The sequence below is a fragment of the uncultured Microbacterium sp. genome, from assembly GCF_963521695.1.
Classification (GTDB): domain Bacteria; phylum Actinomycetota; class Actinomycetes; order Actinomycetales; family Microbacteriaceae; genus Microbacterium.
This window is the reverse complement of the sequence record NZ_CAUQWC010000189.1, coordinates 1-6,758: the sequence shown is the minus strand read 5'-3', so window position 1 is coordinate 6,758 and position 6,758 is coordinate 1. Positions and strand designations below refer to the sequence as shown.

At 72.1% G+C, this 6,758-nt stretch carries 5 protein-coding genes; 2 read left to right on the top strand and 3 right to left on the bottom strand.

Annotation, left to right across the window (positions count from 1 at the left end):
* Positions 1-320 precede the first annotated feature (320 nt).
* From RWP81_RS12805 to RWP81_RS12795, 3 genes are all read right to left on the bottom strand, one after another.
* On the bottom strand, positions 321-809 hold the full coding sequence (locus tag RWP81_RS12805) for a hypothetical protein (protein WP_314456676.1): 489 nt from the start codon (positions 807-809) through the stop codon (positions 321-323).
* A 4-nt stretch (positions 810-813) separates the two neighbouring features.
* Positions 814-2,820, bottom strand: a complete 2,007-nt coding sequence (locus tag RWP81_RS12800) for a primary-amine oxidase (RefSeq protein WP_314456674.1) — start codon at positions 2,818-2,820, stop codon at positions 814-816.
* 95 nt (positions 2,821-2,915) lie between these two features.
* Complete coding sequence (locus tag RWP81_RS12795) at positions 2,916-4,388, bottom strand: APC family permease (RefSeq protein WP_314456672.1); 1,473 nt, start codon at positions 4,386-4,388, stop codon at positions 2,916-2,918.
* Between the two features lie 201 nt (positions 4,389-4,589).
* Here RWP81_RS12795 and RWP81_RS12790 point away from each other — a divergent pair, with 201 nt between their 5' ends.
* Positions 4,590-6,089, top strand: a complete 1,500-nt coding sequence (locus RWP81_RS12790) for an APC family permease (protein ID WP_314456670.1) — start codon at positions 4,590-4,592, stop codon at positions 6,087-6,089.
* Positions 6,082-6,758: helix-turn-helix domain-containing protein (locus RWP81_RS12785; RefSeq protein ID WP_314456668.1), on the top strand; the 677-nt coding region annotated here is incomplete at its 3' end. The genes RWP81_RS12790 and RWP81_RS12785, both read left to right, overlap by 8 nt.

Below are 6,758 nucleotides of genomic sequence, written 5' to 3'. Positions count from 1 at the left end.
GAGGGGAGGAGGGATGCCGTGGGCCCGGTCCTCCGTTCCCGGGTTTCTCCTCCGCTGCGCGGCGTGCGGTCGGTCCGTGGTCGCCGCTGCCTGCGGGAGGGGTTTCCGGGAGGGGAGGAGGGATGCCGTGGGCCCGGTCCTCCGTTCCCGGGTTTCTCCTCCGCCGCGCGGCGTGCCGCGCCGGCGCGTGACCGGCGGAGGGCGAGGGATGAGGGGAGGAGGGATGCGGCGGCGGCGTCCTCCGCTCGTCCCTGGTCCTCCGCTCGTCACGGCCGGCGCCGCGCGGCCGAAGCGTCGCCGTCGCCTCCGCGCGACCGGGGTCACACGGCCGCGACCGCCATCAGGACCACGGATGCCGCCATCGCGGCGATCTGTGCGCGATCGAGCCGCGCCGGCATCCGCCGCACGGCCGTAAGGGACAAGCCGACGTACCCGATCACGGCGACCGCGAGCACGGGCGCGAGCCCCGGACCGTGCGCGTGGGACGCGGCGTGCCCGCCCATGCCGAGCTGCAGCGCGGCCATCACCACCATCCCCAGGGTGGTGTGCGCGGTCATCAGCGCGGAAACTCTCGGTGCCCGCTTCTGGCGCGGTCGCCGCCAGATGGCGAGGGCCAGCGCGGCCGCGAGCAGCACCACCGTCCAGTACACCGGCGCGACGAGGCCCGACACCGCCGCATCCAGCATCGCCAGCAGCGTGAGCACGGATGCCACGACCTCGGGCGGCCGCACCCGCGCGCGGTCGGCTGCCAGACAGCAGGCGCCGATCGCGGCGGGCGCGACCGCCCAGGCGTGGAGGATCTCGCTCATCGCCTCAGCAGTGGCATCCGGATGCGGGCTCGTCAGACGCGTGGGGACCGTGCCCGTGCGCGTCCGTGTGGGCCATCGGGGCGCAGTGCGCGTTCGCCGGTGCCGGCACGTTCAGCACCGGGTTGCGCTCGAAGAAGTTGTACGGCTTCAACGTGAACTTCGCGTAGTCCATCGGCATGACCGGCCAGTCTTCGTTGCGAGGGAAGTGCGTCAGGCCGAAGGTGTGCCAGAGCACGACGTCCTCCCCGACCAGCGGCTCGTCGCCCGCGATGAAGGCCGGGATGCCGGCACCGCCCGGGTGCTGGTTGACGAAGTCGCCGGCGGCGTAGCGCTCGTCGGGGTCGTACTTCGTCACGAACAGGTTCTTCGTGGCGAAGGCGGCGCGCGCGGCGATCGAGGAGTCGTCGTCGGCGAGCAACACGGGCGTCTCGGTGGGGAAGAGCATGTACGACGTCGCCTGCCCGCGCTCGGTGGTCTTCTCGGTCGAGGCGATCTGCCAGACGCGGCTGACCGCGCCGTCGGCGAGACGGCCCGACACTTTCTCGGAGGTGATCGCCGTGACCTTTTTGGTGAAGGCGTTGCCGGCGGGGTTGGTCTCCGAGATCGGCACGCGCACGGCGTCGATTTCGTTGACGACGTTCGCGACGCCGTCGACGGTCATGTCGAGCCGGGCCGAGAAGAGGTGCTGGTGGTAGGGAGCGCCGAGTCCGGGCGCGACCTCCGACGCGTAGGGGTAGCCCTCGCCCGGGTAGGCCGACGTGAACAGGATGCCGGTGAGCTTCGCCTCGCACTCGATCGTGCCGTCGAGGTAGAGGTACCAGTAGAAGCCGTAGTCGTAGTTGCCCACGGTGGTGAAGAACGAGATGACCAGGCGGCGGGCGCGGCGGACCTCGCTCGCTCCGGTGAAGATGTCGGTGTGCTTCCAGAGGGTCCCGAAGTCCTCCTCGTGCATGCACACCGCGTTGCGGACGGTACGCGGCATCCCGTTCTCGTCCGACAGCACGGCGTCGACGTAGGTGATGTCGCCGACGCAGTCGCATCCGAGTTCGAGCTCGTTGGTGTAGCGGCCGAACAGGTACTCGCCGGTGTCGAAGTAGTTCTGCCAGAAGCGGTTCGGGGCGGGGTCGGCGTAGGGCACGACCATCTCGCTGATCGAACCGCGGTACATCACCGGGCGCCCCGCGAACGAGAGCTGACGCAGGATCAGGCCCTCACGGGTGTCGAAGCCGATGCGCAGATCCCACTCGCCCCACGTGACGTGCTCGCCGTCGACGGTGAAGCTCGACCCCTCGGGCTGGGTGATGACGATGGGCTTCAGGCCCTCCAGCGGCGGACCCTGCAGCTCGGGGTCGTCGTAGTTGCCGTGCGTCTCGGGCACGGTGAAACCGGGGGTGTCGACGACCTCGATCACGCGGCGGTCGGCGACGTCGATGTAGGCGGTGAGGCCGTCGACGGGGTGGGCCCACGGGTGATCGGCGGGGTGGTCCTGGCGGAACGCGAAGGTGCGCAGCACCCGTCGACCCACCTCGTTCTCGTAGCCGTAGTGCCCCGCCGACAGCGGTACGAGCACGACGTCGGCGGTGGTCAGGCCCCGCGCGGCGAGGGCGGCGACCCAGACCTCGCTCTCGTTCGCGATGACGCCGACCTCCTCGAACTCCGCGTCGAGGATGGGGAGCTGTCCGTCGGAGCCGTCGAGCTCGGTCTCGCGCAGCACCGCGCCCGAGGCGAGCGAGACGACGAGGTCGAGCGAGTGGGCCGTGCGCAGGTTCAGCAGCTGCACGCGGGCGCGGCGCTCGGGGGCCGGGGCCTCCCCGCGCTCCCACGCCAGGACCGCGCCCTTGGGAGCCTCTTCGAGGCCGACGTACGCGAAGCGGGTGGCCTCGTCGACGCCGGGGAGTCCGGCGACGACGGCGTGGACGGCGGTGATCTCGGCGGCGGTGAGGGAGGCGAGGGGGTGGGCGGGCGCGGCGGGGGCGGCGAAGGCGGTGGTGGTCGGATCGGTGAGGGTCATGGTGTCTCTCTCGGGTGGAACGGTCGGAACGGGGTCGGGCGAAAACAGCGGGGCCGGATGCCGCGGCGTCGGGCGAGGCGCCGCGGCATCCGGAATCATCCGGCGATGGTGTCGGTGAGCTTCGCGTAGGCGGCGGGGCGCCGTCGACGGATCCACGCCGCCTGCGCGTATCCGAGCAGCGGGAAGACGACGACGAGTCCGAGCAGCGACCACGTCACGGCACCGAAGACCGGAGCCCCGTCGCCGTCGACGTCGCCGACCATGATCGGGAAGTAGACGACGATGATCACCGCCGACGCCAGCAGCCCCAGGAAGCCCAGCGCGGGGGCCAGGATCGTGTTCCACACGCGGCGATCGGCGCGAGTGCGGGCGAAGTAGACGATCACCGCGACAGAGGTCGCCGCCATCAGCACCGCGATGGCGAGGGTCGCCACCCCGGCGAACCACGTGAACACCTGCAGCAGCGGGTCGAGGTTCAGCACGGCGAACACCACCGTGAGCACGCCCGCGGTCGCGGTCTGCACGATCGACGACACGTGGGGCGAGAGGTGGCGGGTGTGCACGGCGCCCACGCGGTCGGGCAGCACTCCCGCGCCCGCCATCGCGTGCTGGTAGCGGGTGAGCACGTTGTGGAACGACAGCACGCACGCGAACATCGACGTCAGCAGCAGCACGTTGACGACGATCTCGCCCACGGTGCCGAGGTAGAGCGCGACGGTTCGGAGCATGAGGGTGCCGGGATCGGCGGCGGCCTCCATGATTCCGCCGGGGCCCCAGGCCATCACCAGGCCCCACGAGGCCAGCGTGTAGAAGATGCCGATGCCGATGACCGCGCCGTACGTGGCGCGGGGGATGGTGCGGTCGGGATCGCGCGCTTCGTCGCGGAAGATGGCCGTCGCCTCGAACCCGATGAACGCCGCGATGGCGAACATGAGACCCACGCCGGGCGAGCCGCTGAAGACGTTGGCCGGCTCGAAGGGAGCGGCGCTCAGCCCCTCGGGTCCGCCGTTCACCACCACGGCGGCGACGAGCGCCAGCACGATGGCGACCTCGGCCACCAGCAGCACGCCGAGCACCTTGCTCGACAGGTCGATGTGCCGGTAGCCCAGGATGCCGACGAGTCCGACGGTCAACAGCGCGTACAGCCACCACGCCACGGCGGGCCCGCCGAGCGACACGACGGTGATGCTCAGGAGGTAGCCGATGTAGCCGTACACCGACACCTGGATGGTCGTGTAGGTCAGCATCGCCGTCCACGCGGCGGCGAGGCCCGACGGCCGGCCCAGGCCGTAGCCGATGTAGGTGAAGAAGGCGCCGGGCCGCGGCACGTGCCGGGTCATCGCGGCCAAGCCCACCGCGAACAGCAGCAGGATGACGGCGCTGACGGCGTACAGCGTCGGGAAGCCCGCACCGTTTCCGATCAGGATGCCGAGGGGGGCGGCGCCACCGACGACGGTGAGCGGTGAGGCCGCGGCGACGACCATGAAGACGATGGCGGTGACGCCGAGGGAGCCCTGCAGGGTCCGCTTCGCCGACGCCGCCACCCCCTGCGATTCGAGCTGGGTCATATCGGTTCCTCCGGGTTCGGGTGTGCAACCGACAGTGCTCCTCCGCCGTTGCGCGACCGTGAGGGGCGCGTGAAGGTGTCGTTCCCGCGACTGAGACCGACGGCGGCGGTCGTCTCATTCGGGGGACACGCCCCGGAAACACGGGTGTCGCCGAGCCGCAACCGCCGCGGCGTACCGTCGGCTCATCCCGACGGAGATGACATGACCGCACTCTCCCGCGCCATCGCGCGGCCCGCTCCCGTCGCCGGTTTCGGCGAGCGCTCGCCGTTGCACGGCCTGGAGCGGCGCCGCATCGGGGTCCTCGACCTGGCGGCGCAGTCGGTGGCAGCCGTGGCTCCCGCGGCCGCCGCAACCACGGTGGTGCTGCTGGTGGCCGGGGTGGCACCGGGCATGACCGTGGCGGCCATCGTCGCCGCGGCGGTGCTGAGCCTGGGCGTCGCCCGCACTGTCGCGCAGTTCGCGAGACGTTTCGCCGCGGCCGGCGGTCTGTACACCTACACGGCCCGCGGCCTCGGAACCCGCGCGGGTCTGGCCGCCGGAGCCGCGATCGTCACGGGCTACGCGGCCGTGGCCATGTTCGCCCTGCTCGGCGGCGCCTACTACGGCACGTACCTGCTCGCCGGGCTCTGGCCCGAGCTCGATCGACCGCTCGTCGCGGCGGGTGCCGTCGTCATCGAGACGGCGATCGTGGCGTTCGTGCTCGTCCGCGGCATCCATGTATCGGCGCGCGTCGCTCTCGTCGTGGAGGTGCTGTCGGTCGCGCTGATCGTGGTCCTGCTCGGCGTGCTCCTGCTGTACGTCGGCCCGCTCGACGTCGGCTCCGTGCTCTCGCTGCCCTCGACGGGCGGCGAGACCGTCGCGCTCGCGGCCGGCGCGGTGATCGCCGTCACCGCGTTCGTGGGGTTCGAGTCGGCCACGACGCTGGGGGTCGAGGCCGTCTCGCCGTTGCGCAACGTCCCGCGGGCGATCACGGGCACCGTCGTCATCTCGGGCGCGCTCTTCGTCCTCGCGGCCGTGACGCAGGTCGCGGGGTTCGATGCGCTGGGGGCTGACCTCGCCGCGTCCGCCTCGCCGCTGAACGACCTCGCCGCCGCCTACGGCCTGGGTGGATGGGGTGTCATTGCCGACGTCGGCATCGCCGCGTCGTTCCTCGCGTGCGCCATCGGCTCCACCACCGCGCTCGTGCGCGTGGTGTTCGCGCTGAGCCGCGACGGTGTGCTGCCGACGCGCTTCGGCGACACGCACCGGCGCTTCGGAACCCCCGCGGCCGCCGTCTGTCTCGCCCTCCCGGTCATCGCGGCCGTGCCGCTGCTGCTGGTGGGCGGGGGTGTCGACATGCGCGACGCGATGCACGCGACACTGTCGGTCGGGGCCGCAGGCTACATCGTCGCCTACATCCTGGTGTGCGTGGCCGCCCCGGTGTTCCTGTACCGGATCGGCGAGCTCACGCTCCTCCCGACGGTCGTGGCCGCCTTCTCGGCCGCGGCCCTCACGGCGGCCCTGATCGCGTTCTTCGTCGACGACACCGCGACCGGGGGCGTGGGCCTCGCCGTGGTCAGTGTGATCGCGGTGGTGCTCGCGGTGATCGTGATCGTGCTGCGGCGACGGCACGGGTCGGGATCGATCGGCGCGTACGACGAGCCGACCGCGTCCGAGGTCCTCGGGGGAGTACCCTCGCCGAGGCCGTCGAGCGATGCGTGAGCGCACGGCGCCGGCGCTCAGCGCTCGCCAACCGGGCGCCGTGCACTCGGCGCTGTCGGTGCTGGAGGCCGTCGCGCACCTCGGGGCGGGGGTCACGGCGCAACGCCTGTCGGCCGAGCTGGGCCTGCCGCGCGCGACGACCTACCGGCTGCTGAACCTGCTGGTCGAAGACGAGTACCTCGTGCGCACTCCGGATCTCGCGGGTTTCGCGCTGGGGGCCAAGGTCGCGCAGTTGGCCGCGGTGGCCGCTCCGCCCGTGCGCCTGTCGTCGGCCGCGCGGGCGGTGGTCGACGACGCCCGTCACCGTGTGCGCGGCGGAGTGCACGTCGTCCTCTTCATCGACGGACGCATCGTGGTCGTCGATGCCGACCCCGATTTCCCGCTGTCCGACCACGCCCGTCTCGCGCGGGAGCCGGGGCGCTTCGCGCTCGGGCGCCTGATGCTGGTCGACGATCCCTCCGCGCAGGACGCGACCGCCGAGACCGCCCGCGCGGATCTCGCGCGGTGGGGGGCGACGCGCCAGAGCGGCGAGCTGGCGGCGGCTTCCGGCTGTCTGGCGGTTCCCCTGCGCGACGATGCGGGTCGACTCGCGGGGGCGCTGGGCTTCTCGGGACCACGTCATCGCGTCGACGAGCCCGACACCGTGCTGGCGGCGCTGCGTCCGGCAGC

Coding starts and splice junctions, on each gene's coding strand:
- RWP81_RS12805 (WP_314456676.1), bottom strand. CDS start 809: ATGAGCGAGATCCTCCACGCCTGGGCGGTCGCGCCCGCCGCGATCGGC.
- RWP81_RS12795 (WP_314456672.1), bottom strand. CDS start 4,388: ATGACCCAGCTCGAATCGCAGGGGGTGGCGGCGTCGGCGAAGCGGACC.
- RWP81_RS12790 (WP_314456670.1), top strand. CDS start 4,590: ATGACCGCACTCTCCCGCGCCATCGCGCGGCCCGCTCCCGTCGCCGGT.
- RWP81_RS12800 (WP_314456674.1), bottom strand. CDS start 2,820: ATGACCCTCACCGATCCGACCACCACCGCCTTCGCCGCCCCCGCCGCG.